Origin of the sequence: Picosynechococcus sp. PCC 7117 (assembly GCF_001693275.1) — a bacterium.
GTDB lineage: Bacteria > Cyanobacteriota > Cyanobacteriia > Cyanobacteriales > MRBY01 > MRBY01.
The window spans coordinates 1854889-1881073 of the sequence record NZ_CP016477.1 but is presented as its reverse complement, the minus strand read 5'-3'; the positions used below and the strand labels follow the sequence as shown (position 1 = coordinate 1881073).

The following is a 26185-nucleotide window of genomic DNA, read 5'->3' as shown; positions in this document are numbered from 1 at the left end:
ACGCAAGATAGCTTTGCATTTTATGGGGTCTGTACTGCTTCTACGGGGACTTCACGCATTAGTTGCATCACATGGTATTTGTAATCGATAAATTCCGGTGATCGCTTTATTTCGTCGCCGTGGTGGTGGGAAAAATCTACCTTTAATTCTTCTTTGATACGTCCCGGATGGGCTGCCATGACGTAGATCCGTTGACCAAGAAAAATGGCTTCTTCGACATCGTGGGTAATCAGAAGAATACTGGTTTCGGTTTGCTCCCAAATTTCTAGGAGAAATTGCTGCATATTTTCTTTGGTGAGAACATCCAAGGCCCCAAAGGGTTCATCCATTAACAAAATCTTTGGTTGGGAAGCGAGGGCGCGGGCGATCGCCACCCGTTGTTTCATCCCCCCAGAAAGCTGTTTCGGCAGTGCTTCTTGGAAAGGCCCTAAGCCGACCACATTGAGGTAGTAATAAGCTCGTTCGTAACGCTCTTTTTTCGGTACTCCCTGCAATTTCAACCCAAAGGTGACATTATCCAAAACAGAAAGCCAAGGATAGAGGGTATAGCGTTGAAAGACCATGCCCCGGTCGGCCCCAGGCCCAATAATTTCTTGCTGGTCAACGGTGACTTTGCCCGTACTCTGGGTTTCGAGGCCCGCAATAATCCTCAAGAGGGTCGATTTTCCAGAACCAGACGCCCCGACTACACAAACAAATTCGCCTCCTTCGACGTGGAGACTAATATTTTGGAGGGCGGTAATTTTTCCGTGGCGGGTTTGGAAAAACTTGTGAACTTGATCAACTTCTAAATGCATGATGTTTCTAGTCGAGAGACCAGCGGCAGAGGAATCTTTGGAGCCAAATAAAACAGAGGTCAATGAGGAGGCCAATTAGGCCAATCACAATTAAGCCAGCAAAAATTTGGTCAGTATTTAAAAATCTTTGGGCGACACTAATGCGCCTGCCTAGCCCTTCTGTGGCGGCCACCAATTCTGAGACGATTACCAAGTTCCAGGAGGCGGCGATATTCACCCGGCCAGCGTCAATGATTTTGGGCAAAATATAGGGAAAAATCACTTTGATCACGATTTGGGGTCGATTTCCCCCCAGGGTGTAGGTGGCCTCAATCAGTTCTTTGGGGACAAACTTGACGGCGTCCATAATCATCAAGGTATTGAAGAAAAGGGTGCCAATAAAAATTAATAAAACCTTGGGAATTTCCCCGACGCCGAAATATAAAACCAACAAGGGAATAAAAGCGGGGGCAGGCATATAGCGGACAATGCCGATGATCGGCTCACACAGCGCCCGGATACTGGCAAAGGCCCCCATCAAAATGCCTAAAGGAATCGAAATGATGACCGCCAGACTAAACCCCGTCAGCACCCGCAAAACGCTGTAAATAATGTCTTTTTGCAGGTCGCCGCTGGCCCACAAATTGGCGATCGCCTCCCAGACAGCCATGGGGGTCGGTAGAAAGAGCGGTTTAACCCAGCCCTGGCTGGAGATAATCCCCCACAAAATGAGAGGCAACAGAATCGAGGCAGACATCAACAGCCAACGTAACTTTGGGGGAATTCCAGAGGTGATATCCCAAAATAAAGAGGGCTTGAGCATCCGGAAAGAGGGTTTGATAACGGGCGCTTTAGTCATGGCGATCGCCAAAATAATGGATTTAAAAAATCCCCCGGAATAAGAAGACCGAGGGGTGCAAAAAGCTACTGTTTTTCTGCGTAGGCTTTAACGAAAGAAGGATCAAATAAACCACTGAGATCTGCTGGCGCCTCAATTAACCCCGCATCCACCAAGAAAGTATTAATTTCCTGGGCGGCGTAGTTCAGGGAGATCATGCTTTCTTCCGTAGAATCAAAGGCCGTTAGGTTATCTTCAAGGCTAAAAATTGTCGTTCCCGCATCATATTCTTGATATTCTTCGACGGAAACATTGGCCCGGGCGGCCATAATTTCCAGGGCTTCCTCTGGATTTTCTTCAATGAAATCTAGCACCGCAAACCAAGTATCCACTAACCCTTGGACGGCTTCGGGATTATTTTGAATTAGCTCCCGACTGACCACCAAATGATCCGGAATTGCCCCCGGAAAATCCGCCGAAGAAATGAGCGTTTTACTGCCTTCCCGCTCTAAAGCCTGGGTCGTAAAAGGGGCAAAGGCTCCCACCGCATCCACCTGACCAGCGACAAATGCAGCAGCGGCGGCCCCCGTTTCTAGGGGTTTGATAATCACATCATCGGGGCCAAGGCCAGCTTCCTGGAGTGCCAGCAATAGGAGAAAATGATCGACGGTGCCCTCTTCAATGGCGATGGTTTTTCCCTGTAAATCCTCAATACTATTAATGCCTTCGCTGACAATAATTTGATCATTCCCTGTGGAGTTATCATTCACCAGAACAATCACTTGTTCAGAACCCGCTGCCACTGAACTAATCGTGTCATTCAGGGTTTGGGTATTTGCGTCTAGCTGTCCCGCCGCAAAAGCATTAATTGAGTCTAAATAACCATCAAACCAAGTCAGGTTTACATCAACGCCATTCGCTTCAAATAGGCCTTTTTCTGCGGCAATTTGCCAAGGAAACCAACCGGGCCACGCGCTAAAACCAAGGGTAATTGTTTCTGTTTCCGCTGTTGGGGTTTCCGGAGTTTCACCTGTTGTTGTGGGCGGTGTACTTTGGCAGCCGACGGTCAGGGCAAGACCCGCACAAAATAGCGCCGGTCGGATCAGAAGACTAGGCAGTTTTAGCATAGGAAAATGACAAGAATAAACGCAAGGGATCAATTAAAAGGCGATCGCACCTTGCCTGTTGTTTATCCTGTTTTCAGACAAATTATGCTGTAACTTTCATTACATCTTCTCGATGACAACTTTTTTTAACCCAGTCGTACCAAGTTTCTAAACCTTCCCCAGTCTGGGCAGAAACGGGGATAATCGTCGCGTGGGAATTCATTTGGCGGACATGATCAATAATCCGTTGAACATTAATGTTTAGATAAGGAACCAGGTCAATTTTTGTAACCAATAAACAGTCCGCTTCTTGGAACATAACGGGATATTTGAGGGGTTTATCTTCTCCTTCCGTCACACTAAGGAGGGCAATTTTGGCATGTTCACCCACTTCAAATTCGGCGGGACAAACGAGATTGCCCACATTTTCCACAAGCAACAAATCAAAGTTATTGGGGTTATATTCCTGTTCGAGGCGGTGTAGTCCCCCAGAGACCATCTTGGCATCCAAATGACAGGAACGCCCGGTATTAATGGGAATCACAGGCACGCCGTATTGACGGAGGCGATCGGCATCGAGTTCTGTGGTCATATCCCCTTCGATGACGGCCATTTTGAGGTCATCTCTTAGGGCGGCCAGGGTTTTTTCGAGTAAAACAGTTTTGCCAGCACCGGGACTACTCATCACATTGAGGCAGGTCAGGCCCCAGGCATCAAAATGTTCACGGTTGTGGTCAGCAAGGTCTTGGTTGGCATGGAGGAGATTGACCCCCAGGGCAGCGTCAAAGGTCTGGTGCATGGTGGTTGGTTCCTAGGAATGGAGAGTTAAGGGAGCGTATTCAATGCGGTCGATTTTTAGCTCACGACCGGAGCGGATATCATCCATGGGCTGATGACAGTCTGGGCAAGAATATTGCAGGCCGATATTAGGGGCATATTCTTGTTGGCAGGTGTGGCAGTAGGCAATCAGGGGCGTTTCTTGGATCACCAGGGTTACCCCATCGAGAAACGTGCCTTTGGTTTGGGCGGCAAAGGTGAACTCCAAGCTGACGGGTTCAACGCAGGTAAATTGCCCCACGATGAGGTGGACTTTTTCGATCTTGACGGGTTCGGGATGGCGATCCTGCCAATCTTTAATGGTCAAGATGAGTGCCTTGGTCATGTCCACTTCATGCATCGCCAGAGGCTCCGGATTGAGGGCTACTTTCGTCCACGATACAACAGGAATTGGGACAGAAATGTTTAGTTTATTGTTGACTGGAGGAATGGATGAATGCTCATGCGGGGTTGTCCATGAGGGCTTGAATTTGGGCGATCGCCCCTGGAATATCTTTCGCGACCGAAAACTGACCGGGGGCAAGTTCCGTAAAAAAGGCTTGGGTGGCCGGGCTGGGTTGCCAGAGAATGACGGGCTTGTGGTTTTTCAGGGCGAGGGTAATTTCTGAGACGGTGCCCAAACCATTACCCACTACCACCACCACATCAGCACTGAGGACATTAACGTTGTTGCGCCCATGTCCCAAATCCGTACAGATAGCAATGTCGATGCTGTCGGCTAAACCCTGGTGATTCTTTCCCGGCAAAATGCCCACCGTTAACCCCCCAGCTACTTTTGCTCCCTGACTAGCAGCGGCCATCACCCCAGCAGCCCTGCCCCCGGTGAGCAGCACCCACCCTGCTTCGGCGATCGCCTTTCCCAGATCGTAAGCGGCGGTTAAATTTTCTGGAGTAGCGCCGCCCCCCGGCCCCATCACCCCGATGATCAGTTTGCGCATTGTTAATCTAGTTCCCGGCGACCTTCTAAGGCCCTGGCCAAAGTGACTTCATCGGCATATTCCAAATCACCGCCCATGGGCAAGCCAAAGGCAATGCGGGTGACTCTAGTAAAGGGTCGCAGCAGTTGCGCCAGGTACAACGTCGTCGTTTCCCCTTCCACACTGGGATTGATCGCTAAAATCACTTCCTTGGTTTTCTCGGCGCTCACCCGTTGTACTAGAGCCTGGATTGTCAGTTGCTCCGGGCCAATGCCATCCATCGGCGAAATTACGCCTCCCAGTACATGGTACTTGCCTCGATATTCCCGGGTTTTTTCGAGGGCGATCACATCCCTGGAATCCGCCACCACACAAATCACGTCCGGCTCCCGTTGGGGATTGCGACAAATATCACAAACCGAAGTGGCCGACAGATGGAAACATTTTTGGCAAACGCCCACCTGTTTTTTCGCGTTCAACAGTGCCTGGGCAAAGGCTTCCACATCCTTTTCCGGACGCTTGATAACGTATAAGGCAAGGCGTTGGGCGGTTTTCGGGCCAATACCAGGTAAGCGCTGGAACTGTTCGATCAAGCGGGCGAGGGGGGGCGTATAAATGGCAGGTTCCTCCAGGGACGGTCAAATTCTCCGAACCCTATTCTAAAAGGCGATCGCCTCAGCCTTAATAGTGGGTGCCTGATTTCCGGTGGTGGACGGCGGTCATGCCGTTATTTTGCAGCACTTGCCCCTTGTCGGTGGTCGCATAGATCACCCAATGGTCACCACATTCGAGCCGATTCGCCACAGTACATTCGAGATAAGCCAGGGCATCGGTGAGGATTTGACAGCCATTGTCCGCCGTTTCCGTTGCCACCCCAGCAAAACGATCTTCCCCAGGGGCAAAGGGTTTGAGGAAATGTTTCATCAGCCCTAAATGGTTCCCCTCCTGGAGGACATTAATCACAAAATTGGTACCTTTATGTAATAAAGATTCGATCGCCCGTTCCTTGGCCACAGCTACCGTAAAGCCAGGGGGATTGAATGTTGCTTGGGAAACCCAGGAAGCCAGCATTGCCCCGGAAAGGTTGTCCTGTTGGGTTGTAACGATACAGAGAGAACCGACAATCCGGCCCAGGGCTTGTTCCAGGTTGTCCGATTGGGATGTGGAAGCGACATTTTGTTTGGGTTGCCGCCGTTTAGCCGCTTTTTTAATCGCCTGGGCAAAGTCTGTCCCTGTTTCTTCGCAGGTTTTCAGGGTCACTGCCGTAGGTTTAAATTTGACGCGGATTGGCTCGAAGCCCATTTGGTAGCCCGCATCTTTAAATTTGCCTTCGAGGAGATCGATCGCCTCACCACTCCAACCGAAGGAACCAAAGACCCCAGCCAGTTTATTTTTATCGGCATTATTCAGGACAATTCCTAGGGCCGTTTGGATCTGGGTCGGGGCATGGCCGCCGAGGGTCGGGGAACCCATCACAAAGCCACTGCACCGGGAAATGGCCCCTTTAATTTCCTCTGGGTCAGCATGTTCGGCGTTAAAGGTTTCGACCATCACCCCCGCTTTGGAAATGCCATGGGCGATCGCCTGGGCGACAGTAGCCGTATTCCCATAGGCAGAGGCATAGATGAGGGCCACGGACAGTTCGTTTTTCTGTTTTTCGATCCAGTGGCGGTAGTTATTAAACAGTTCCTGGCGACTGTAGCGGATTAAGGGGCCGTGACCAGGAGCATAGATTTTCGCAGGGATATCTTCAATTTTGTTCAAACCAGCGAGGGTTTGGCGGATGGAACTGGCCATCACACAATCGAAATAATAGCGGCGGTCTTCGTCGTAAAATTGCCAGCCTTCGTCAAAAACTTGGTTGCCGCAAACGTGAGCACCAAAAAATTTATCCGTAAAGAGAATTTCCTCTTGGGGATCGTAGGTGCAGAGGTGACCGGGAAAACGGGGAGTCGGCGTCGGGATAAATTCCAGCCCATGGCCTTTGCCCAAATCGAGGGTGTCACCACTTTTAACGATCTGTACCTTGGGGGTTTCATCCTTGAGTAAATCCTTGAGGGCGATCGCCGCTGGGTTAGAACAAACCAACGTCACTTGGGGCGCAAGTTTGAGCAGTGCCTTGAGGGTAAAACAGCGGTTGGGGTTGGTATGGCCGAGGACGATGTAATCCAGTTGGCTTAGGTCTGTGCGGTTTTGAATTTCTGTTAAAAATAGCTCAGAAAAAGATTCTCCAGGGGGATCAAGCAATGCCGTTTTTTCCCCAGTGATCAGGTAGCTATTAGCTGTTGTCCCCTTTTGTAAGCCGTACTCAATCTCGAATTTGAGGCGATCCCAGGTGCGCGATCGCAGCAGCAGAACGTCATCACTCACCAAATAGGGCTGGATATCTCTGGGGGGTGTTGCAACGGCCATAAAATTTTGGGGATCAAAATGTGCTTCAAATCCCAGTATCGCAAACTTCGGCGGGCGATCGCCATTCGGTGACAATGCGTAAAATTTATCGCCCCAATTGGCAAACTCAATGCCCCAATCCCTTAATTTGCCGCGAGATAGGGGGCAATGGTACGTTCAATCATCGCTAACAATTCCGCCTGGGTCGCACCGTAGGCCAAATGGGCGGCGATCGCCAATCCCCCCGCGCCGACTCCTTCTTTGACGTAACCCTGTTCGTAGGATTGCAGTTGTGAGTATTGAGAATTCGTAAAACTGAGTTGCGTCGCTAATAGGGGCACATTCCCGATTAAATTGGCCAAACCCACCGTGTCCCCCGTCGGATCTTCTGCGACCCAGCGCGTCGTTCCCACTGCAATATTTTTCGGATCAAAATCAAGCGAATGGTACCCACAAATCCGTTCCATCAAGGCATACACCGCTAACATTTGTGTTCCCCCTGCGAGCAAAACTCCTTGAGTCCTGCTTAAGGCGATCGCCACGCCAGCGACGAAAATCTGCATCGGATCGCCCACTGCCGCCACTACTGCAAAAGGATCAGGGTTTGGGTTTAAATTCGCTTTTTTTAAACCTGTTTGCACAATTTGCCACTTTAAATCGTGGTTACATTCGATATAACTGCTATTCACTTTCTGGTTGGCGTCATAACCTAATCCTGTTAACACCCCCAATGCCGTTGTGGTGCCTGCGACCACACATTCTCCTAACACGAATAAATGATTTGGATATTGGGTTGCTAATGTTTCGCCCCAGGTTAAACCTTGCTCGAAAAGTTTGTTCACCGTTGAAAGTTCGAGGGCCTTTCCTGTCGAAACACACCTTGCTTTTTGACCACCAACATCAATACAATCCACGGTATTTTTGTCTGGTTTAAGCCATAATCCTGTGTCGAATAAATAGGCAGGAATTTGATAATGCTGCAAAATAGCACGGGATAAAATCGCCGGCGACGCCCCGACAATTAACGGCGGCAAGGGATAAATTGCCTGTTCTCGGAAACCATGACAAATACATTCGGCATCGGCGATCGCCGTATATTTGCGCGCCTCTGGGGTGGCCCCGGCAGCGGAAATGTTCGGAATTAAAGCCGTATCTGTAAAGCCCAAGCCACAGGCGAAAACGACCGATTTTTGCTGGTGATTACTGAGCCAAGCCTGGCCCTGGGTCTGTTGTGTATAAATGCGGATCATTTTGCCTTTTCTTGCCCTCAGTCTAGCCAGAACTATATTTCTCTCCTAAAAAAATTAGGAGAATCGCAATGATCCCCCTAATCTTCCTACTTATTCGTGATATTTCCGAACATCAAGATTCAATAACTCAAGACAGAAATTCTTTAGCGGAAACGCTTCTTCCGACGGGCCACAGCCTTACGCTTACGCTTCTCGATGGGCGTTTCAAAGTGACGACGACGTTTGATATCAGCAAAAATACCAGCTTTAGAAACTTGACGCTTAAAGCGACGTAATGCAGATTCGATATTTTCGTTTTGTCCAACAACCACTTGGGTCATAGGGTATCCTCCTTTGTTGGTGATGTTATTAATTGAAATGAATGGAGCCGGGCAAATGATTTTTTACGTCATTTCCTCGAAAAACATTTGGCAAACTGCCAGATATACGATCTTAGGATCTTTTTGGGGGGAGTTGCAAGGTTTGTCCTGTGAGGCATTCAGAAAAATGAGCTTAATCGAAAGCCACTTAAGGAAAGGCAACACCGGATCAAAACACGGTAGTCAGTGTCGTTTTTTCGAGGTTTATCAGCCAATAAAGCTGATTCTTTAATTAAAGTCCCGTACACCACCTCCAAAGGGGGTATTCAAAAGGCTCGTGAATCTTGATGGGAAAAAATATTTCACTCAGACTGCCAACAATACCAAAAAACCGGCAATTAAACCACTCAACATAATGCTGCCACACCAATAGGCGAGTTTGAGATTGCCAATCGTCCGAGTGAAGCCGACTTTCACAAGGGTGTTGGCTGTTACGGCTAACCAAATTCCGTACATGGCAACTTTTTCGGGAAGATCGTCTTGTACCGCGTTGGCGAGGGATAAACTCACGGCATCGACATCAGCAAAGCCAGACAGGGCAGAGAGGAGATAAATCCCTTGTTCACCGAATTCTTCCTGGGCCCACCGCACCAACAGCGACAAGATCACCAGGAGGGCGGTGTATTGGAGTGCAGAACCCAGTTCAACGGGATTATTCACGCTCACTTCGGCGGCGGGTCTGTCCTGGGGTTGGGTTTTCCAACGGGCGATCGCCACTGCGGCAATCACAGGAATCAAACCTAAAATTAATAAAGGAGCCGCTAACTTGTAGGCCAGAGTTTGACTGACTACAGCAATCACCAACAACAAACGAGGAGCCATAATGCCATTGGCAAGGACAATGCCAGCCGCAAGGGAAATGGTTTCGCTGGGTTGTTGTTTGGCCATGCGAGAAAAGGAAACCGTCAAGGCAGTGGAGGAAGCAATCCCCCCGAAAAAGCCCGTTAACATCAGCCCGACTTGACTACCTAAAATGCGAATCGCAAAGTAACCGATGTAGGAAATGCCCGCAATCAAGAGCACCAGCCAACCGATCGCCCGTGGATTGAGAGCATTCCAAGGCCCCATGGCTTGGTTGGGCAGAAGGGGTAACACGACCACCGCAATCAGCAGTAGTTGGAGGGTCGCAATTAATTCCTGGCGCTGGAGCCAATTGAGGGTTTTTGTGAGTTCCGGTTTTGCCCCTAGGATCCAGGCCACCACCACCGCCACGGCGATCGCCTCTTGGGTAAAGCCACTCAAGGCCAAGGCTCCCAGACAAAAGGTGATCATTAAGGCCAATTCTGTCGTGCTGCCATAATCACCAGATTTTTTCGCGGTTAAAACGTAGGAGGTGGCCACCAAACCCGCTAAACCGAGGAAAATGCCGACAAGAATACTAAATCCCCAACTTTGCGCCAGTAAAGCGGCAATTCCCCCCAGTAAGCCACAAATTGAAAAATTGCGGAGGCCGCTATCGCCGTAACCCTCATCGTCGGCCCGGTTGCGCCAGCCCCGTTCTAGGCCAATAATCACCCCCAAGGCTAAGGCGATCGCCAACTCGACAATCACATCTAAATTCATCGCATTCCTCAAATTTTCAACCTTAGCTTACCCACATTTAGGGGTCACAAAAATTTAAAAAACGCCTGAAACAGCCGCCAATTTCGGTTAGCATAGCTCGTAATCTCGCCGCAATTTCTCGCAATTTTCAGCGAATTTCGGAGTATGACAACGCCAGATTATTACAAAGTGCTCAACATTTCTCCGAAGGCCACCCAGCAGGAGATCAAAAACGCCTATCGTCGCCTCGCGAAGCAATACCACCCAGACACCTGCGATAAAAGTCAAACCGCCAACGGCGATCGCATTGTGGCCCTAAACCATGCCTACGAAATCTTGGGGGATGCCCACCAGCGCAAGCAGTATGATCTCAGTCGGGATGCGGCAAACTATCGCGGAATTCGCTCGGCCCAGGGGACAACGGTGCGTCCCCGCCAAACCACAGAGACGGATTTAGATGTTTGGTTACAGCACATTTATCGACCGTTAAACCAGGCAATTTTAAAGATTATTAAACCCCTAGAAGATCAAATTGATGAGTTGGCAGCCGACCCCTTTGATGATGATCTGATGGCAACGTTCCAAACCTATTTAGAAGATTGCCAAGCCATTTTAGACCAGGCCCAAAAATTATTTCAATCGTTGCCAAATCCAGCCAATGTCGCCCGTGCCGCACGGGATTTATATTATTGTTTAAATCATCTGGGTGACGGGCTAGAGCAATTGGAATGGTTTACCCTTAATTACAATGAAGAATACCTCCACAGTGGCCAGGAAATGTTTCGCCGTGCCGACCAGTTTTCTTGGCAGGCCCAGGAGGCGATCGCTCAATTATAAGAAATCAATCTAAGCGAAGCTTGAAAATTATAAAAATATAATTTTGCCGTAATTGGCTATTGAGTAAAATCTAACAGTCAAGCTATTAAACCCAGAGGAAAAAGCATTAAAGTGAATTGGCAGGTTTTAGCAACACCAGAGGTGCCGGACTCTTTTATTCGGCGGGTCGAAATCCTGACCGATGGCAAAGGCGATCGCCATTTAGCCCAACTCCTATGGCAACGGGGCTTTAATGATGAAAATACCTTAGCTGGCTTCCTTAACCCAGAGGCTTACGCGCCAACTTCTGCCTTTGCCTTTGGCCAAGAAATGAAACGAGCAATACACCGCTTGATACAAGCGAAAGAACGGGGCAAAAAGATCGCCATCTGGGGAGATTTTGATGCCGATGGCGTCACCGCAACAAGTGTTTTATGGGAAGGATTAGGGCAATTTTTTTCCCAAGAAACCCAATTAACCTATTACATTCCCAATCGTTTAACGGAATCCCACGGCTTAAATAATCCAGGCATTGACCGCCTGAAAACTTGGGGCGCAAGTTTAATTATCACCTGCGATACTGGTAGCACAAACTTGACAGAAATTGCCTACGCCAAGAGCCTTGATATTGACCTGATTATTACCGATCACCACACTTTACCGGAAACTAGGCCCGACGTTTTATCGATTATTAATCCCCGTTATTTTGCTGAAAATCATCCCCTATTTCATCTGTCTGGGGTTGCCGTGGCCTATAAATTAGTTGAGGCGTTATCGGAAACTCTACCGAATTCGGCAAGGCCGCCTGTTACCGATCTCTTAGACCTCGTGGCGATTGGTTTAATTGCAGATTTAGTGGCCCTCAAAGGAGATTGTCGCTATCTGGCCCAGGTGGGGATCCAAGCCCTGCAAAAACAAACAAACCCTAAAACTGTCGTCCATCCAGGCATTAAAGCGCTCCTCGACAATTGCCATAAAACCGGCGATCGCCCAACCGATATTTCCTTTGGCATCGGGCCACGAATTAATGCCGTCAGTCGCATTTATGGAGAGGCAAGCTTTTGTGTCGAATTACTCACCAGTCGTGAACGGGGCCGCTGTGGTTACCTCGCCCAACAGACAGAACTCGCCAATGCCCGTCGTAAAGAGATTCAGCAAAAGGTCGTCCAGCAGGCCAAGGCCCAGATCGAAACCCTGGATTTGTCGACCACGAGCGTTTTAGTGCTGTGTGATGCCCAGTGGCAAGGAGGCGTGCTAGGGTTGGTGGCCAGCCAAATTGCCCAAGCCTTTGGCCGCCCGACCATTCTTTTAACCTACGACCCGGAGCAAGATCTCTGGAAAGGATCCGCCCGTTCCGCCCACGGCATCGATTTGTATGATTTGGTGCAAGCCCAAGGCCATCTACTGCATCACTTTGGGGGGCATCCTTTCGCGGCGGGTTTGAGTATACGGCCCGAAAATTTGGCGATGTTTAAAACGGCGATTAATCAGCAGGCCCGGCAGCAGTGGGGCGAGCACATTGAGACGAATCAGGGAGAAATCACCGTTGATCTTGTGGTGGCGATCGCCGACCTGGGGGAATCATTATTTCAATCTTTAGAATGCCTAGAACCCTTTGGGATGGGGAATCCAAAACCAAAACTATTGATCAAAGACTGTGGTCTGACGATGACTGGGTTTAGCAAATTGCGGGACAAATTCAATCGTAAACTGAATTATTTCAAGACAAACTTTGAACTTTGGGATGAAACGGATCAAATTAGTGGCATTTGGTGGGGCGGCCATCCCGACGATTTAACCCAGGGGGCGGGGCTGGACGTGGTGGTTGAGCTAGACCGCAAAGAGGCCCAGACCCAGGATCAATATTTTGTGCGTCTCTTGGCTGTGGCGCCGACCGCAAAGACCACCGCAGAATCGGCTCCACAAACATTACTCGACTTTCGGCATCAGTCTCTCCCCCAGGAAGCTTTGGATCAGTATGTGTTGCAAAGGGATTGCCCTGTCACTTGGCAGGACCTTTATGGAAATTATCAACAGGCGATCGCCACGGGGAAACCCTTGGCCCTCCACTATGCTTCCCCAACTGCCGACACTCCGGAACAGTGTTTTAAAACCCTGATTGGCATTGCGAAATATGTACTGGCCCAGGATCAAACGGTTTCCCTGGCTGACCTGAAAGCAAAACTCCATTGTGGCGATCGCCCCTTAGATTTCGGTCTGAAGGCTTTAAAGAATGTCGGCTTTGTCGCTGAAATTAAAGGGGAACAAGTGCGTTTTCAGCAGACGACCGCCACTCCTGATCCAGAAGCCTTTGCCCAATTTAAACAGGCAATCCTCGAAGAGCAATTTCAAAGGCAGTATTTTGCCCAGGTTCCCCTCGCCGTTATCCAAGCCACCCTCGAAAAAATTCCGGTCTAAATCGCAAAGCTTACTCCGGCGCAGTCTGTAACTGTTGGTAGAAAGTTTGGGCTTGGGCAAAATTTGGGGCGATCGCCAGGGCTTGATTCACCTGGGACAATGCCTGGATTGAGTCCCCTTGGCGACTATAAATAATGCCCAGATTGTAATGGGCGAGGGCATGGATGCTTGCGGGTTCCTCCGGGTGATCCGGCAATGACAACACCGTCTGCAACAACGCTTCTGCGTCGTCCAACTGGCCCATACTGATGTAGATCAAGCTCAAATTGATGTAGGGATCAACAAAATTCGGATCAACGGCGATCGCCCTTTGGTAGGCGGCGATCGCTTGGTCAAAATCAGCCAGTTCATGGAACTCAACCCCCGACTGATAAGCTGCTTTCCCCGCGGCAGTTGGGGGCAACTCCAAACTCTGGGCTAAGGGCGGTACTACCTCTGAAACGACGGGAAATTGGGGTTCTGAAACCATTGCAAATACAACATTCAACATAAATTTTTCGACGACCCATTAGATATCGGCAACTATGGCCACTCCTCTAGCTTAACGATGGAGTACCTACGGAACGAATAGTAAAGAAACTTTACAAAAGCAGTTTTTAGGAGGGCAACCTTGGCAAATATGAAAAGAAAATGAGATAATCTGGCTACGATCTTTTCATAATTGTTTCATGATTCGGATAAACTTACCGCGTCAAACCCTCAGCCTAGTCGGTATTGTCTGCGGCATTTGGTTAGTGGGTTGTACCCAGCAAGCGGCTCCGTCAGTCAATAGTGATGTTTCGACTAATAACGAAACAACGGTTAATGACACAGACGGGCGCAAAAAAGTCTTAACCACATTCACCGTGATCGCCGACATCGCCCAGAATGTGGCTGGGGATAAATTAATCGTTGAATCCATCACCAGAATTGGAGCCGAGATCCACGGCTATGAACCCACCCCCAGTGATCTCGTGCGGGCCCAGGATGCGGATTTATTGCTCTATAACGGCATGAATTTAGAACGGTGGTTTGAGCAATTTTTAGGCAATCTCAACGATGTTCCCGCCGTCATTGTGACCGAAGGCATTGAACCGATTCCCATTGCTGAAGGCCCCTATACCGACAAGCCCAATCCCCATGCTTGGATGTCGCCAAAAAATGCCCTGGTTTATGTCGAAAATATCCGTCAAGCGTTTGTGGCACTCGATCCAGACAATGCGGCAACCTATAACGCCAATGCCGCTGCCTACAGTGCCGAACTAGAGGCGATCGCCGCCGAATTTGAAGCTGATCTCGACCTTGTTCCCGCAGCACAGCGGTTCCTCGTCAGTTGTGAAGGCGCATTTTCTTACCTGGCCCAGGATTACGGCCTCGAAGAAATCTACATTTGGCCCATCAACGCCGAACAACAATTTACCCCCAAGCAAGTCCAGAGCGTCATCACCCAAGTTGAAGCTAACGATGTCCCCACCATTTTCTGTGAAAGCACCGTCAGCGACGAAGGCCAAAAAGAAGTGGCTAAGGCGACGGGCGCCCGCTTTGGGGGGAACCTTTATGTTGATTCCCTCTCAACCCCCGATGGCCCAGTGCCAACATTTTTAGATCTCCTCGAATATGATGTGCGGACGATCGCCAATGGCCTCCTCGCGGGAACAGCCCAGTAGGAGAAAACCCGCTCTAATCAGACTTTCCTAAACCCACTACCCCGGTAAAATGCGATGACTTACCCAATCCCAGAAATCGCCGTTGAAAATATCAGCGTCACCTACAGCAACACCCGCCTCGCCCTTTACAACACCAGTTGTCACGTCAAACCAGGCACCATCACCGCCCTGGTTGGCCCCAATGGTTGTGGCAAATCAACCCTGTTTAAATCGATTATGGGGTTTTTGAAACCGACCCAGGGGCGTGTCACCATTGCGGGTCAGTCGGTGCAGCAGGCCCAGAAAAAACAACTGATGGCCTATGTTCCCCAAGCCGATGAAGTGGATTGGAACTTTCCCGTGAGCGTGTTTGATGTGGTGATGATGGGTCGCTATGGCTATATGAATCTGCTGCGGATTCCCAGTCAAAAAGACCGTCGTTTAGTGATGGAAAGTCTAGAGCGGGTAGATCTGGTGGAATTCCGTCACCGTCAAATTGGCGAACTCTCCGGCGGCCAAAAAAAACGGGCTTTCCTCGCGCGGGCCTTGGCCCAGGAAGGCAAAATTATTTTGCTTGATGAACCCTTTACGGGAGTTGATATCAAAACAGAAAAAAGCATCATCGATCTGTTGGTGCAGTTGCGGGATGAGGGGCACACGATTTTAATCTCGACCCACGATCTTGCTTCGATCTCAACGTTCTGCGATCGCACTATCTTACTGAATCGCACCGTCCTCGCCGAAGGTTATACCGCCGATACCTTCACAGAGGAAAACCTCGTGATGACCTTTGGGGGGTTACCCGTCACTAGTCTTGAAAAATTATCCTCCCATTACCAACAGCAGCCCAACAGTTTAGAAGAAGTAGATCAATGAGCTTAGTGAATTGGATTATTGAACCCCTACAGTATGGATTTCTCGTCAAAGCCATTTGGGTAAGTGCCTTTGTCGGCCTCGTCTGTGCGGTGTTGTCCTGCTATATCACCCTCAAGGGTTGGTCACTGATGGGGGATGCTGTTTCCCATGCCGTCGTTCCAGGAGTCGTGGTGGCCTATGCCCTAAATATTCCCTTCGCCATTGGCGCTTTCATCTTTGGTTTTGGCGCAACTGTGGCCATTGGTTATGTAAAGTCAAAAACAAGGCTCAAAGAAGATGCTGTCATCGGGGTGATTTTCACGGGGTTCTTTGCCTTTGGCCTTGTCTTAATTACAAAAATCCCCAGTAATATCGATCTTTTCCATATTCTGTTTGGCAACGTTCTTGGGATCTCCAACAGTGATATTGTGCAAACCTTGATCGCCGGCACCCTAACCTTGGTAGTGATCCTCATTCAACGGAAGGATCTGTTACTCTTTTGCTTTGACCCAAATCACGCTAAAGCCATCGGCCTAAATACTCGACTGATGTATTACACGCTTTTGTCTGTGCTGGCGTTGACCATTGTGACGGCCCTACAAACAGCGGGCATTATTCTCGTCATTGCGATGCTCGTGACCCCAGGCTCCATCGCCTATCTACTGACAGACCGCTTTGATCATATGCTGTGGATCTCTGGGGCGAGCAGCATTTTTTCCTGTGTTTTCGGCACCTACTTGAGCTATCACTTTGATGTTTCGACAGGAGGGGCGATCGTGGTTTTACTGACGATTGTCTTTGTGTTGGCGATGTTTTTTGCGCCGAAGTATGGCATTTTGAGCCAGGGCAAGTCCTCGATACCGCTGGAATCTTCGCCATAGGAAAAAATATTGCCAGCAGTTCATTGGCCTTGAGAAAGGGCGAGCCTCGCTGCCATTTAGATTAGATATGCGAAAAATTAAATATTTTAATGCGAAAAACGCATCATGCAGCAATTGCATCACTTAGGATGGAAAAAATAGCTAGGTGCAATTACTATGGCAACATTTTTGCCCAAATCTCCCCAGGCGATCGCCCCCATCATCGAACAACTAGACCGTGGGCAGGTCGTCGTGATCCATACCGACGTGGTGTATCTGCTCATTGCCAATGCCCTAAATCCCCAGGCGACCAATCAGATCCACGAACTCAAAGGCTGGGAGCCCCGCAAGCCCCTGACCCTTCTCTTAACGCCCCCAAAGGTGCCTGAATACGGCATCCTCAGTGCCGAGGCCCAAACCCTCGTCAATCAATTTCCCTATCCCATTAGCGTTATTCTTCCCCACCGCAACAACTTGGCTGAAGGCGTAACTGCTGGTCATAGTGAGGTTTTTGTGTCCTGTCCTGACCAATTTATCTACGACCTCGCCGCCCAAGCTCCTTTTCCCATTGCCGCTGGCACCGCAAGTTTAGGGAGTGAGATGCGTGCAAATGATGCAAAAACCGCTGAAGCCTTTTTTGGGCAACAAGTTTCACTCATTATCGATGGCGGCAAGGCCAAGGAACGCATCCGCACTACCCTCATTGATTGCCACTTGCCTTTACCGACCATTTTGAATTTTGGTCTGGTGTCCTTTGATGATTTGCGGGAGATCATTCCCCACATCGAATTGCCTTCCCACCTGCGGAAATAAAAGCTTGTCGTTCACAGTTGCTCATCATCACCCAACAGCTCTGAGCCAGAACTGCCCGTTAAAAACATAATATTTGCCCCTTTTAATTTACGGCGGAGGTAGGTGTAGGGATTGCCATAATTCCCTTCCCAAGGGTTAACCCAAACTTCCGCTTCCAGGAGGGGGAAAATTCGCACCACTGTACGCGTTAATTCGTAGATATTATCGAATTTAAAATCTGGAAAGAGAATTTTTTCTCCTTTGCCCAAGAAACGCAGGGTGTCGTATTGAGTAACGTGGAGTGCTTTGAGTTGGGGAATTTTGAGGGCGTAAACCTTGGGTTGGGGCAAGAATTGAAACCAAGGGCGGCCCCGCTTAAAGAGTTGTATTAAATAGGCTTCTAAATAAATAATTTGGTTCGCATCGGCATCTACTTTTAGATAGCGAGCGTAGGGCATAAGATAAAAGGGAAAAAAGATAAAAGTATAGATAAATAAACCCACAAGATAAACGGCATAGCGATAGCCCAAAAAATCAGAAATTGGCCATAAAATAATCGCGAGGGTTGGCACGAAGGCAAGGATTATCGCTGTGTTTTTATCAATGCCTTGTTTGAGCACGAGGTCAGAAGGACTGATGCTCTGGATTCTATAGACTCTTTTGTATAGGCCCATGGGAATTTATCTTTTGTGAGTGCCTGGCGAGGAAGAGTGGGAGAGTTGGCCCTGGCCTAGCCAAGGGAGATGCTTTTATCATACGCAGTTTTGATCGAGGAACCGATAGATCTGTCTGGTTCTGATTTTACCGAGCGAGATGATTAAGTAACGCTTGACGCATGGTATCGACAGGAACCGGTTGACCAAGCCATTTTTCTAAGGCGATCGCCCCTTGCTGGACCAACATTTCGCTCCCGTCAATAATTGCTGCGCCCTGGGCCTGGGCTTGTTTAAGAAACTGGGTAGGAGAAGGTGTATAAATTAAATCGTAGGCGATCGCCCCTGGGGGAAGATTGGCCATTAATTCGTCACTGACTGGAGACGCATCTACTTGGGGAGACATCCCAATGGGAGTGGCATTGACCAGCAGTTGGGCCTGGGGAATTAGCCGTTGGCGATCGCCCCAAAGATGGGTTTGTACCTTGCCCGCCAGGGGCGTATTTTGCCAACTTTCGCTAAATTGCGCCAATTTTTCGGGATCACGACCCAAGACATGGATCTGCGGACAACCCAGTTGATGACAACCGACTACCACTGCCCGCGCCGCACCGCCATTGCCGAGGATCACCGGGGTGACGTTCGACCAGTCCCGTTCCAACGTCTGCAAAGGAGCCACAAAGCCCGCCACATCTGTATTTGTCCCCTGCCAACCCGTTGCCGTGCGCCAAACGGTATTCACCGCGCCCACCAGTTCAGCCTCCGGGGCGATCGCCTCTAGGTGCGCCATGATTGACTGTTTGTGGGGAATGGTAATGCTAAATCCTTGGAGATCAATCGCCCAAAACCCATCCAGGGCCGTTTTTAGAGCCGCGCCTGCTACCGGAAACGCGAGATAAACATAATCCACTCCCAGTTCGGCGATCGCCGCATTGTGCATGATCGGCGAGAAGGAATGTTTAACCGGATCCCCAATCACACCGAGGAGTTTTGTTGTGCCAAGAATTTTCATGATTCACCTTAATTTTTAAAAGATTAGCTTTGTATTAAAAATCGTTCTGAAACGTGTTTAAAATTCCTGATTTATTCAGAAATTTTCGTTAAATCTAAATGGTAATGGTAAAGGGCTACAGGTTTATTTTGGGCCTGGAAAAAGTCTGGATCACTGGGAGACAAATAAATCGCAGTTACTTGATTGGCTGTAACATGATCGGAGTCAAGCTGTTGATAATCCGTCGTTGTTTCAACGCGATTCAGGTAGATTTGCTCGCTACTTTGAAATTGCTGTTGGGTGAGTTCACTACTGAAAAACTGGTCGGGTTTAGGTTGAGCTTGGGCGCGGCCTGTGACAGTGGAAATGAGGCGGCGATCGCCTTTTAAAATCGTTAACTGGCGGTTGGGATGTTGGGGATCGACTTCTACTTTTTGTACCGTTTTTTCGCCTAGATAAGCCTGGGCAATTTCAGCACCATTAAACGCCCGGTCTGCCACAATCGCCGCCCCAGTCTGCCTCGGCAAAGATAAAGGTTTTACCAAAAAGTTCGTCTGGAGTTGAAACCGAACCCGAAACACAAAAGGCTGACCAATTAACGTTTCGTTAGCAGCAAAGCCAGGTGTCACTAAATCCGGCGCGAGGGGAGCCACTTGGTCGATCAGGGTACTCGTCACCTGCCAGGTGCCCGCAAACCAATCCGGATAAATCAGATCTTTTCCAGTTTGCACCGGATTCAAGCTTGGTAAATCCTGCCACTGGGGATAATGATCAAGGCGATCGCCTAGGGATTCAGCCCAAACCGGACTCCACCCCAAAAACCAAATCAACAAACCCAGAACAAGAACCTTCCCCCAAACCTTGACCATTTCCCTAGACATTAAAACGAAATAACATTACATCCCCTTCCTGGACTAAGTATTCTTTTCCTTCCGCACGCACTAGGCCCTTTTCCTTGGCCGCAGGCATTGCCCCACAATCCACCAAATCTTGATAGGCCACCGTTTCCGCCCGGATAAAGCCCCGTTCAAAGTCTGTGTGAATTACCCCGGCGGCCTGGGGCGCTTTCATGCCCACATGGATCGTCCAAGCGCGGGTTTCTTCTGGGCCAGTGGTGAAATAGGTTCGTAAACCCAACAGTTCATAGGTGGCGCGAATGAGAGATTGCAGCCCCCCTTCTTCTACGCCGAGGGATTCGAGGAAATCTTTCTTTTCGGCGGCGTCTAATTCCACTAATTCTGCTTCCACCTGGGCCGAAACCACGACCACCTGGGCGTTTTCCCCTTGGGCTAACTCCCTGACCTGTTCTACCCAAGCATTACCATCGGCGAGATCTTCCTCAGAAACATTTGTCGCATAGATTACAGGCTTACGGGTCAGCAAACCGAGGGCTTTGATCGCGAGTTCTTCCTCTTCATCCAATTCCACTTCCCGGGCCGGACGACCATCTTCAAGGACGGGCAAAATCTTTTCTAAAACGGCCACTTCCAACAGAGCTTCCTTGGCGCGACTCTTGGCTTGTTTGCGGGCGCGGTCGAGGCGTTTTTCCACCTGGGCCAAATCAGCGAGGATCAACTCTAGGCTAATCACTTCAATGTCGCGGATCGGGTCAACGGAACCGGACACATGGATGATGTCATCGTCGTCGAAACAGCGCACCACATGGACGATCGCATCCACTTCACGGATATTAGCGAGGAACTGATTGCCCAAACCTTCCCCTTGGCTTGCCCCTTTTACCAAGCCAGCGATATCGACAAATTCGATGCGGGTGGGGACAATTTTGGCGGATTTGGAAATATCGGCGAGGACATCAAGACGCCCATCGGGAACCGCCACCACCCCCACATTGGGCTCGATGGTACAAAAAGGAAAGTTGGCCGCGTCTGCTTTGGCATTTTCACAGAGGGCATTAAAAAGGGTGGATTTTCCAACGTTGGGCAGTCCGACGATTCCGGCTCGTAGCATGGGGCTTTATGTTTTAAATTCTTGTTTTTGCTCGGTGGTCATTGTATCCCGAATCGCCAGAGTTTAATGGTTTTATCGGCGGCAGCGGTGGCAATAATCTGACTGTCTGGGGCAATGGCGATCGCCTTTATTTCACCACTGTGGGCAACTAGTTCGACGAAAGGTTGTTCCTGACCGAGTTGCCAGAGGGAAAGGTTTCCTTGGCGATCGCCGCCGGCAAAAAAGCGCTGGTTTGGAGCGATCGCCAATTGGGTAAAGGGAATGACTGGCCGAAGAATTTTGGGTGTGTAATCAGAAGCGAGGGGCCAAATTTTGAGGGTCCGATCCGTGGCGATACTGATTAAAAATTGACCATCGGCACTGACTTGAAAATCAAGAATGTCTCCCTGATGTTCCGGGAGAGTTTGAACAGACTGGCTTTGTTCATAGCAAGTTAAATGATTTCCCTGGGCGAGCCAGAGCTGGTTTTTCGTCTGGGATGCTCGGATCAGTTGAGCACCCGATACGGTAAAAGTGTAGAGAATTTTTTGTGTCGTTAAATCCCAGACAACGATTTCTTGATCGGCCCCCAAAGTGGCTAATTGCCCTGTTTTTTCCCAGCAAGCAAGCCCCTGAATCCAAGTCGATCTTTTCTGGAGACAAGCGGTCTGTTCTCCCTGTTGCCAATTCCAGAGACGAATGGTGTAGTCCCAACTGCCAGAAATGAGGCGATCGCCCCAAAAGGCTAATCCAGAAATAATTCCCCGGTGCCCCCGCAAACAACGAGACTCCCGGCGGCGGTCTAGATCCCAGAGGCGAATGGTTTGATCCGCGGCAGCACTGGCAAGGAACTGACCATCTGGAGCAAACTGCAAAGCGGTGATATAGGCGTGGTGACCCGTAAAGGTGCGAAAACAATACCATTGGGGCACGGGGCTGGGTTCAATTAGGGAAATAATTTGAGGCGGTTCGGGGGCAACTCGTGGTATCGGTTTTGGGGTGACTGGTCTGGCGGTTGGGAAAAGTTGATCGAGGATCGCCTGGGCAGATTGGGGGCGATCGCCAACGGCTTCAGCCAGCATTTGATCCAGCAAGTGGCCCAGATTATTGCTAATCGGTATTGTGAGATAATCCCGCCAGACCCAGCGATTTTCGCGCACACTGTAGAGATCAAAGGGATGAATTGAGGTGAGCAGTTCCAGACAGATCACCCCCAGGCTGTAAAGATCGCTGCCAGGATAACTTTGACCCCGCAGTTGCTCTGGGGCGGTGTAAATTCCCGAACCGATTAGGGTGCCGGGTTCCGCGCTGGCCATTTTTGAGGTCACCTTCGCCGCCGTAAAATCGACGATCGCCCAATGCTGTGCTGGAGTAAACAGAAGATTATCCGGATTCAGATCCCGGTGAATGAGCCCGTGGTCATGGATCAACTGCACTAAAGGGAGAATGTCCTGGAGAAACTCCCGTAATTTTGCCTCGGAGAATGGCCCCATAAGATCGAGCCGCTGCCGTAAACTTTCCCCAGCAATTTTTTCAAACACAAGGGTCGGTGGAATCGTGATTTGATGCCAATGTTCCGGTAAAAATAGCCCTAAAACCGTCGGAAATTCCGGGCGATCGCCTAACGTTTTTAACCGCGCCGCATTCTCCTGGAACATTTCCACAAACTGCTGAGCCTGCACGCTCTGGGTCAGAAAAACTTGCTTAAGAATGCAATAACTTTCGGGAAAAGTGCCCCGGTCAATGCCCAAGAGGGTGCGTCCCTTAGTTCCTTGGTGCAGAACTTGCCGGACTATATAGCGATCGCCTAACACCAGGGGTTGACCACAGGCCATGCAAAATTTCCCCTGATCAGGGTTACGGGGTTGGGAACAAGTGGGATTCAGGCAAAGAATCATCAGTGGCGATCGCACAGAAACCTTTCCATTGTGGCAGGAAGCCATCGTTCCGTTAAAACTTTCCCCGTAAACTAACGGGGATAGTCCCTGTAATTTCCAAAGTGAAAATTGATTCCCTATTTTTCCGGAGATTTTTGTAGATCCCTTAGGTGCAATCTACAAGGCGATCGCCTCTAGGTTAGTATCTAACTAGATATAGTCAGGTAAGAAAAATGACTTCATTTTCGGTTTCTTCTGGCGATGCGGTAGTCCACAGTTTAGAGAATCTTCAGACTTGGAAATTAGAAGACGCCAAAGCCCGGTTTAGTGAGGTGGTGCGTCTAGCGCGGGATGCTGATCCACAACTGGTCACAGTACGAGGAAAAGATGCAGTTGTTATCCTCGCTGCGGATCAATTCGCTAAACTTTTACCTTTATTGAAACAACCCAATATTCACGAACTACTCTCTCAATCCCCTTTGAATAGCCTGGATTTTGAGTCGTCGGGTGTTCAGAGTCCCGTTAGAGAAGTGGAGCTATGAAGGTCTGGGATGAATGGCAGAAAATCGCCAAAAGCCCGTGTTCAGAGTCCCGTTAGAGAAGTGGAGCTATGAAGGGCTGGTTACTGGATACAAACGTGATCTCAGAGTAGAAGATTTTGAGAAAGCGGAAGTGCCTGTGTTTAACCCATTTCTGCCTACCACATGAAGCTATTGCTAAAGGAGGGTAATGCTCTATACATACATTGAGGCGATCGCCAACAAAATAATCAGCACTGCCATTATCTTGCGGGATAATTTCAGTGCTGCTGCCAAATTTTGCATCATTTGTACATTGTCTTACTTCTGAAGATTGAAAAAACTATTGGGATAGCCCGCTAATTTCCCAGAGATTTTCGTGCCGCCATTTTGGAGGGTGCCTTCGAGGACGACAGTTTGCCCAGAAAAACCATTGAGCTGAATGGTGACATTACTCCCTTGAAGTGAAGCCGAAGCGGTTCCTTGTTGCATCACACCCTGGCCACCGTAAAGTTTCCAGGAACCATTGCCCCCAGGGGACAACGTCACATCAAAGTTAGTTAAAACATCATCGCCAACACTGCCCATATTCCCCTGCCAACGACCAACGAGAGAAACGGGAGCAGCCAGATCGAACTGGGGTTGAAAAATATTTTGGGCGGGAATCGGTCGCAGATCAAAGGTTTGGGATTGTCTAGATTGACTAATTTGAGTCAGGGGCTTGGATCGGAGCAATGGTGAAGCATTCGCTGCGTTGAGCATGAAGCCAGTAGTTAAAGAAAGGGTACCGAGGGTTGCGAAAGAAAGGGCTTTGAAAGAAATAGTCATTGGTTTTTCTCCACTTAAAAAAACAGAACTGATGGTGAATATCTGCACTTTTGTAGTGAATCAAACAAATTACTGATGCAGTGGCTCGACAAGATGACTTGAATTTTTTTCCATTACAGTTAAGTCAATCTTGTTGTGAATTTGAAAAGGCGATCGCCGCCACCCAGATGTGGAGATAATCTGCGGCCCGTCGCCAAGATCCCTGGGATTGGGTCACAATTTCCGCCGCCTTTTCTGGGGAAAGGGTTAGAGGACAAGTCTGATCCGGGATGGTGGCCGCCGCAATTTTGAACGCGGCCCAAGCTTGCAAAGTGGGTACGTCGAGGGGCGGCAGCTGAATTGTTATTGTTTTTAGCCCCACCAATTTCGCCCAAAAACTAATATCCACATGGCTACCAACCACCACCGTCCCCCGCCGGAAACGCACCCGGAGCAGTCCCCCCAGAAATAACCCCAGGGGCAGGCGATCCACTTCGTCCCAATAGGCGATCGCCCCCGTTTTTAGCCATTGCCAGCGCTGGAGATAATTGGGCGGCACATAACAATAACTTCCCCCCGTTTGCGATCGCCAATGGTGCAGATGGGCCGTTTTCCCGAAACCCTTTTCCCCCAGGATTTGCACAAATTGATTTCCCCCTGGCAAGGGCGCTTCAGAATAACCGTGATCCAGCCAAAAAGTGACCGTCTGCGCCAGTTGTTCCGTGCCGATAAAGGGATTGTGCCGTAAACCGATGGCCTGGTAAGGATTTGTCGCCATGCCTAAGCCAATACCTGAAAAGGAGCTACCGCTGTATCTTTGTCGCTAAACAAGCCTGGAAACGTGATCCGCACTTCCACAGACCACATCAACCGAAATAAAAAGCCATCGTAGGCAATAGGCGCATCCAACGGAATCTCAAACGTAAAAGGATGGTTTCGCCCCATGAGATTCAGCACCATATTTTGGTCAAGGATTTGGGAACTGACCCGGTGGCGATCGCCTTTGCCTCGGCCTTCCGTTGACCACAGGATAGAAACCGTCGCTTTTTTCGGGCAACGGTCTGGATTTTCTGACCGCCAGACAAAGTCACCCGATAATCTGCCGCCTAAACTGACTGCATCACGGTCGAGATGTAGCGTAATGGGCGTTTTCAGCGTTGTCATGGTCTACTCACCACCCTTAACTTAAAAAAAGATGTATCCCGCACAACCTGGGGCAAATGACAACGCACCTGAAGTTCCCAGCGCAGTTGATTGTGGGGCGGCGCGTAGATGCTCGGCTTGGCATCGGCGGGAATGGTCAGATCGATTGTGTATTCCAGTTGCTTGACTCCCCGACCAATGGCGCGCTCCAAACAAGCCTGGGTTGAAAGCCCGTGGGTCACAGTTTCGAGGTCTGTGCCGCGATAATATTGCACCCATTCGTAATGCAACCAAGTGGCAGATAAAAGGGCGGTTTGGGTTGTTTGCCCGTTACGCAAGGGACGACGATAGCGCACCCGATAGGTTTCCCCAGCATAGAGCGGATAGGTCGGTAAAATCAGTACCCCAGTTTTGATGCGGTATTTTTGGTAGAGGAGTCGCCCCACCCAAATCAGTCCGCCCACACCAATGGCCACAAAGGGAATTAGGAACAGCAACATAAATATGGCTCCCAACGTCGGGCCTTGGAAGATCTGTACTAAGGCGATCGCAAACATCGTAAAAGAAACCCCGCACCAAATGCCGAGCCACACCGTAATAAAAAGACCCGCACAGCCCATCGCGGCCCAGCTTCTCGATTGGGGAGATTCTGCTGAGAGCACATAACCTTCTGGGGTCGATTTCGGTTCCCAATATTGGGCGTAGGGGCAATACTCTTGCTTCGGGATTTTGAGATTGGCCATGGGCGATCGCCTGAAGTTGCCCACCATTTTCCCTGGAATTTTGCCGGGTGTCGCCAAAAATAGATAAACCTTATCAGCGATGGCAATTTGTCGAAATACTACGTGCTGAGCCATCCCCCGGCTT

Annotated in this window: 28 protein-coding genes; 7 read left to right on the top strand and 21 right to left on the bottom strand. The window is 49.5% G+C overall.

The annotated features are described in order from the left end of the window. Positions 1 to 20: 20 nt before the first annotated feature. From AWQ22_RS09055 to AWQ22_RS09000, 11 genes are all read right to left on the bottom strand, one after another. Positions 21 to 797 (bottom strand): ABC transporter ATP-binding protein, encoded by a 777-nt coding sequence (locus AWQ22_RS09055; protein WP_065710883.1) that lies wholly within the window; start codon positions 795 to 797, stop codon positions 21 to 23. 7 nt (positions 798 to 804) lie between these two features. After that, positions 805 to 1635 (bottom strand): ABC transporter permease, encoded by an 831-nt coding sequence (locus AWQ22_RS09050; RefSeq protein ID WP_065710882.1) that lies wholly within the window; start codon positions 1633 to 1635, stop codon positions 805 to 807. Between the two features lie 65 nt (positions 1636 to 1700). Next, positions 1701 to 2741, bottom strand: a complete 1041-nt coding sequence (locus AWQ22_RS09045) for an ABC transporter substrate-binding protein (protein ID WP_065710881.1) — start codon at positions 2739 to 2741, stop codon at positions 1701 to 1703. A gap of 82 nt (positions 2742 to 2823) precedes the next feature. Then, entirely contained in the window at positions 2824 to 3519 is a 696-nt protein-coding gene (gene hypB, locus AWQ22_RS09040) for a hydrogenase nickel incorporation protein HypB (RefSeq protein ID WP_065710880.1), read from the bottom strand. A 12-nt stretch (positions 3520 to 3531) separates the two neighbouring features. After that, positions 3532 to 3897 carry a hydrogenase maturation nickel metallochaperone HypA gene (hypA, locus tag AWQ22_RS09035; protein ID WP_065710879.1) on the bottom strand — a complete coding sequence of 122 codons (366 nt, stop codon included), beginning with the start codon at positions 3895 to 3897 and terminating at the stop codon, positions 3532 to 3534. Positions 3898 to 3997: 100 nt separating this feature from the next. Beyond that, entirely contained in the window at positions 3998 to 4495 is a 498-nt protein-coding gene (locus AWQ22_RS09030) for a TIGR00725 family protein (protein WP_065710878.1), read from the bottom strand. Between the two features lie 2 nt (positions 4496 to 4497). Further along, positions 4498 to 5091 carry a recombination mediator RecR gene (gene recR / locus AWQ22_RS09025; protein ID WP_083500703.1) on the bottom strand — a complete coding sequence of 198 codons (594 nt, stop codon included), beginning with the start codon at positions 5089 to 5091 and terminating at the stop codon, positions 4498 to 4500. 64 nt (positions 5092 to 5155) lie between these two features. Further along, positions 5156 to 6886: a diflavin flavoprotein gene (locus tag AWQ22_RS09020; protein ID WP_065710877.1), complete on the bottom strand. Its 1731-nt coding sequence runs from the start codon at positions 6884 to 6886 to the stop codon at positions 5156 to 5158. Between the two features lie 122 nt (positions 6887 to 7008). Beyond that, complete coding sequence (gene cobT, locus AWQ22_RS09015; protein WP_065710876.1) at positions 7009 to 8115, bottom strand: nicotinate mononucleotide-dependent phosphoribosyltransferase CobT; 1107 nt, start codon at positions 8113 to 8115, stop codon at positions 7009 to 7011. Between the two features lie 143 nt (positions 8116 to 8258). Further along, positions 8259 to 8435, bottom strand: a complete 177-nt coding sequence (gene rpsU, locus AWQ22_RS09010) for a 30S ribosomal protein S21 (protein WP_012307353.1) — start codon at positions 8433 to 8435, stop codon at positions 8259 to 8261. A gap of 345 nt (positions 8436 to 8780) precedes the next feature. Then, positions 8781 to 10037: an MgtC/SapB family protein gene (locus AWQ22_RS09000; protein ID WP_065710874.1), complete on the bottom strand. Its 1257-nt coding sequence runs from the start codon at positions 10035 to 10037 to the stop codon at positions 8781 to 8783. Between the two features lie 144 nt (positions 10038 to 10181). Between AWQ22_RS09000 and AWQ22_RS08995 the strand changes: the two genes are divergently transcribed. Together AWQ22_RS08995 and recJ are read left to right on the top strand one after the other, a co-directional pair. Further along, complete coding sequence (locus tag AWQ22_RS08995) at positions 10182 to 10853, top strand: J domain-containing protein (RefSeq protein WP_030007494.1); 672 nt, start codon at positions 10182 to 10184, stop codon at positions 10851 to 10853. A gap of 111 nt (positions 10854 to 10964) precedes the next feature. Next, positions 10965 to 13250 (top strand): single-stranded-DNA-specific exonuclease RecJ, encoded by a 2286-nt coding sequence (recJ, locus tag AWQ22_RS08990; RefSeq protein WP_084448980.1) that lies wholly within the window; start codon positions 10965 to 10967, stop codon positions 13248 to 13250. Positions 13251 to 13260: 10 nt separating this feature from the next. Here recJ and AWQ22_RS08985 read toward each other — a convergent pair whose 3' ends face one another. Beyond that, on the bottom strand, positions 13261 to 13719 hold the full coding sequence (locus AWQ22_RS08985; RefSeq protein WP_065710872.1) for a tetratricopeptide repeat protein: 459 nt from the start codon (positions 13717 to 13719) through the stop codon (positions 13261 to 13263). 199 nt (positions 13720 to 13918) lie between these two features. Between AWQ22_RS08985 and AWQ22_RS08980 the strand changes: the two genes are divergently transcribed. The 4 genes from AWQ22_RS08980 to AWQ22_RS08965 all read left to right on the top strand — a co-directional run bounded on the left by AWQ22_RS08980 (position 13919) and on the right by AWQ22_RS08965 (position 17403). After that, positions 13919 to 14896: a metal ABC transporter substrate-binding protein gene (locus AWQ22_RS08980; protein WP_065710871.1), complete on the top strand. Its 978-nt coding sequence runs from the start codon at positions 13919 to 13921 to the stop codon at positions 14894 to 14896. A 54-nt stretch (positions 14897 to 14950) separates the two neighbouring features. After that, positions 14951 to 15751 (top strand): metal ABC transporter ATP-binding protein, encoded by an 801-nt coding sequence (locus AWQ22_RS08975; protein WP_065710870.1) that lies wholly within the window; start codon positions 14951 to 14953, stop codon positions 15749 to 15751. Next, entirely contained in the window at positions 15748 to 16611 is an 864-nt protein-coding gene (locus AWQ22_RS08970) for a metal ABC transporter permease (RefSeq protein WP_065710869.1), read from the top strand. The genes AWQ22_RS08975 and AWQ22_RS08970 overlap by 4 nt, the downstream gene beginning before the upstream one ends. Before the next feature lie 156 nt (positions 16612 to 16767). Next, complete coding sequence (locus AWQ22_RS08965; RefSeq protein ID WP_012307344.1) at positions 16768 to 17403, top strand: L-threonylcarbamoyladenylate synthase; 636 nt, start codon at positions 16768 to 16770, stop codon at positions 17401 to 17403. A gap of 11 nt (positions 17404 to 17414) precedes the next feature. Here AWQ22_RS08965 and AWQ22_RS08960 read toward each other — a convergent pair whose 3' ends face one another. The 5 genes from AWQ22_RS08960 to AWQ22_RS08940 form a co-directional block, all read right to left on the bottom strand. Beyond that, positions 17415 to 18056: a hypothetical protein gene (locus tag AWQ22_RS08960; protein WP_012307343.1), complete on the bottom strand. Its 642-nt coding sequence runs from the start codon at positions 18054 to 18056 to the stop codon at positions 17415 to 17417. 127 nt (positions 18057 to 18183) lie between these two features. Continuing rightward, the gene (locus tag AWQ22_RS08955) at positions 18184 to 19047 is read right to left on the bottom strand and encodes a shikimate dehydrogenase (protein ID WP_065710868.1); all 864 of its coding nucleotides are present in this window, start codon (positions 19045 to 19047) and stop codon (positions 18184 to 18186) included. Positions 19048 to 19118: 71 nt separating this feature from the next. Continuing rightward, complete coding sequence (locus AWQ22_RS08950) at positions 19119 to 19907, bottom strand: DUF6816 family protein (protein WP_232321329.1); 789 nt, start codon at positions 19905 to 19907, stop codon at positions 19119 to 19121. Next, positions 19900 to 20994 (bottom strand): redox-regulated ATPase YchF, encoded by a 1095-nt coding sequence (gene ychF / locus AWQ22_RS08945; RefSeq protein ID WP_065710866.1) that lies wholly within the window; start codon positions 20992 to 20994, stop codon positions 19900 to 19902. The genes AWQ22_RS08950 and ychF overlap by 8 nt, the downstream gene beginning before the upstream one ends. A gap of 38 nt (positions 20995 to 21032) precedes the next feature. After that, positions 21033 to 22916 (bottom strand): serine/threonine-protein kinase, encoded by a 1884-nt coding sequence (locus tag AWQ22_RS08940; RefSeq protein ID WP_232321328.1) that lies wholly within the window; start codon positions 22914 to 22916, stop codon positions 21033 to 21035. Positions 22917 to 23083: 167 nt separating this feature from the next. Here AWQ22_RS08940 and AWQ22_RS08935 point away from each other — a divergent pair, with 167 nt between their 5' ends. Beyond that, complete coding sequence (locus AWQ22_RS08935; RefSeq protein ID WP_030007484.1) at positions 23084 to 23392, top strand: type II toxin-antitoxin system prevent-host-death family antitoxin; 309 nt, start codon at positions 23084 to 23086, stop codon at positions 23390 to 23392. Between the two features lie 297 nt (positions 23393 to 23689). On the opposite strand, the gene AWQ22_RS08930 is transcribed toward AWQ22_RS08935, so the two are convergent. The 4 genes from AWQ22_RS08930 to AWQ22_RS08915 form a co-directional block, all read right to left on the bottom strand. Then, positions 23690 to 24196 carry a hypothetical protein gene (locus tag AWQ22_RS08930; RefSeq protein WP_065710864.1) on the bottom strand — a complete coding sequence of 169 codons (507 nt, stop codon included), beginning with the start codon at positions 24194 to 24196 and terminating at the stop codon, positions 23690 to 23692. A gap of 124 nt (positions 24197 to 24320) precedes the next feature. Next, the gene (locus AWQ22_RS08925) at positions 24321 to 24953 is read right to left on the bottom strand and encodes a hypothetical protein (RefSeq protein ID WP_065710863.1); all 633 of its coding nucleotides are present in this window, start codon (positions 24951 to 24953) and stop codon (positions 24321 to 24323) included. Between the two features lie 2 nt (positions 24954 to 24955). Next, entirely contained in the window at positions 24956 to 25339 is a 384-nt protein-coding gene (locus tag AWQ22_RS08920; RefSeq protein WP_065710862.1) for a hypothetical protein, read from the bottom strand. Continuing rightward, positions 25336 to 26175, bottom strand: coding sequence for a hypothetical protein (locus AWQ22_RS08915; RefSeq protein ID WP_157094605.1), 840 nt, complete (start codon positions 26173 to 26175; stop codon positions 25336 to 25338). Before AWQ22_RS08915 ends, AWQ22_RS08920 begins: the two co-directional genes overlap by 4 nt. Positions 26176 to 26185 lie beyond the last annotated feature (10 nt).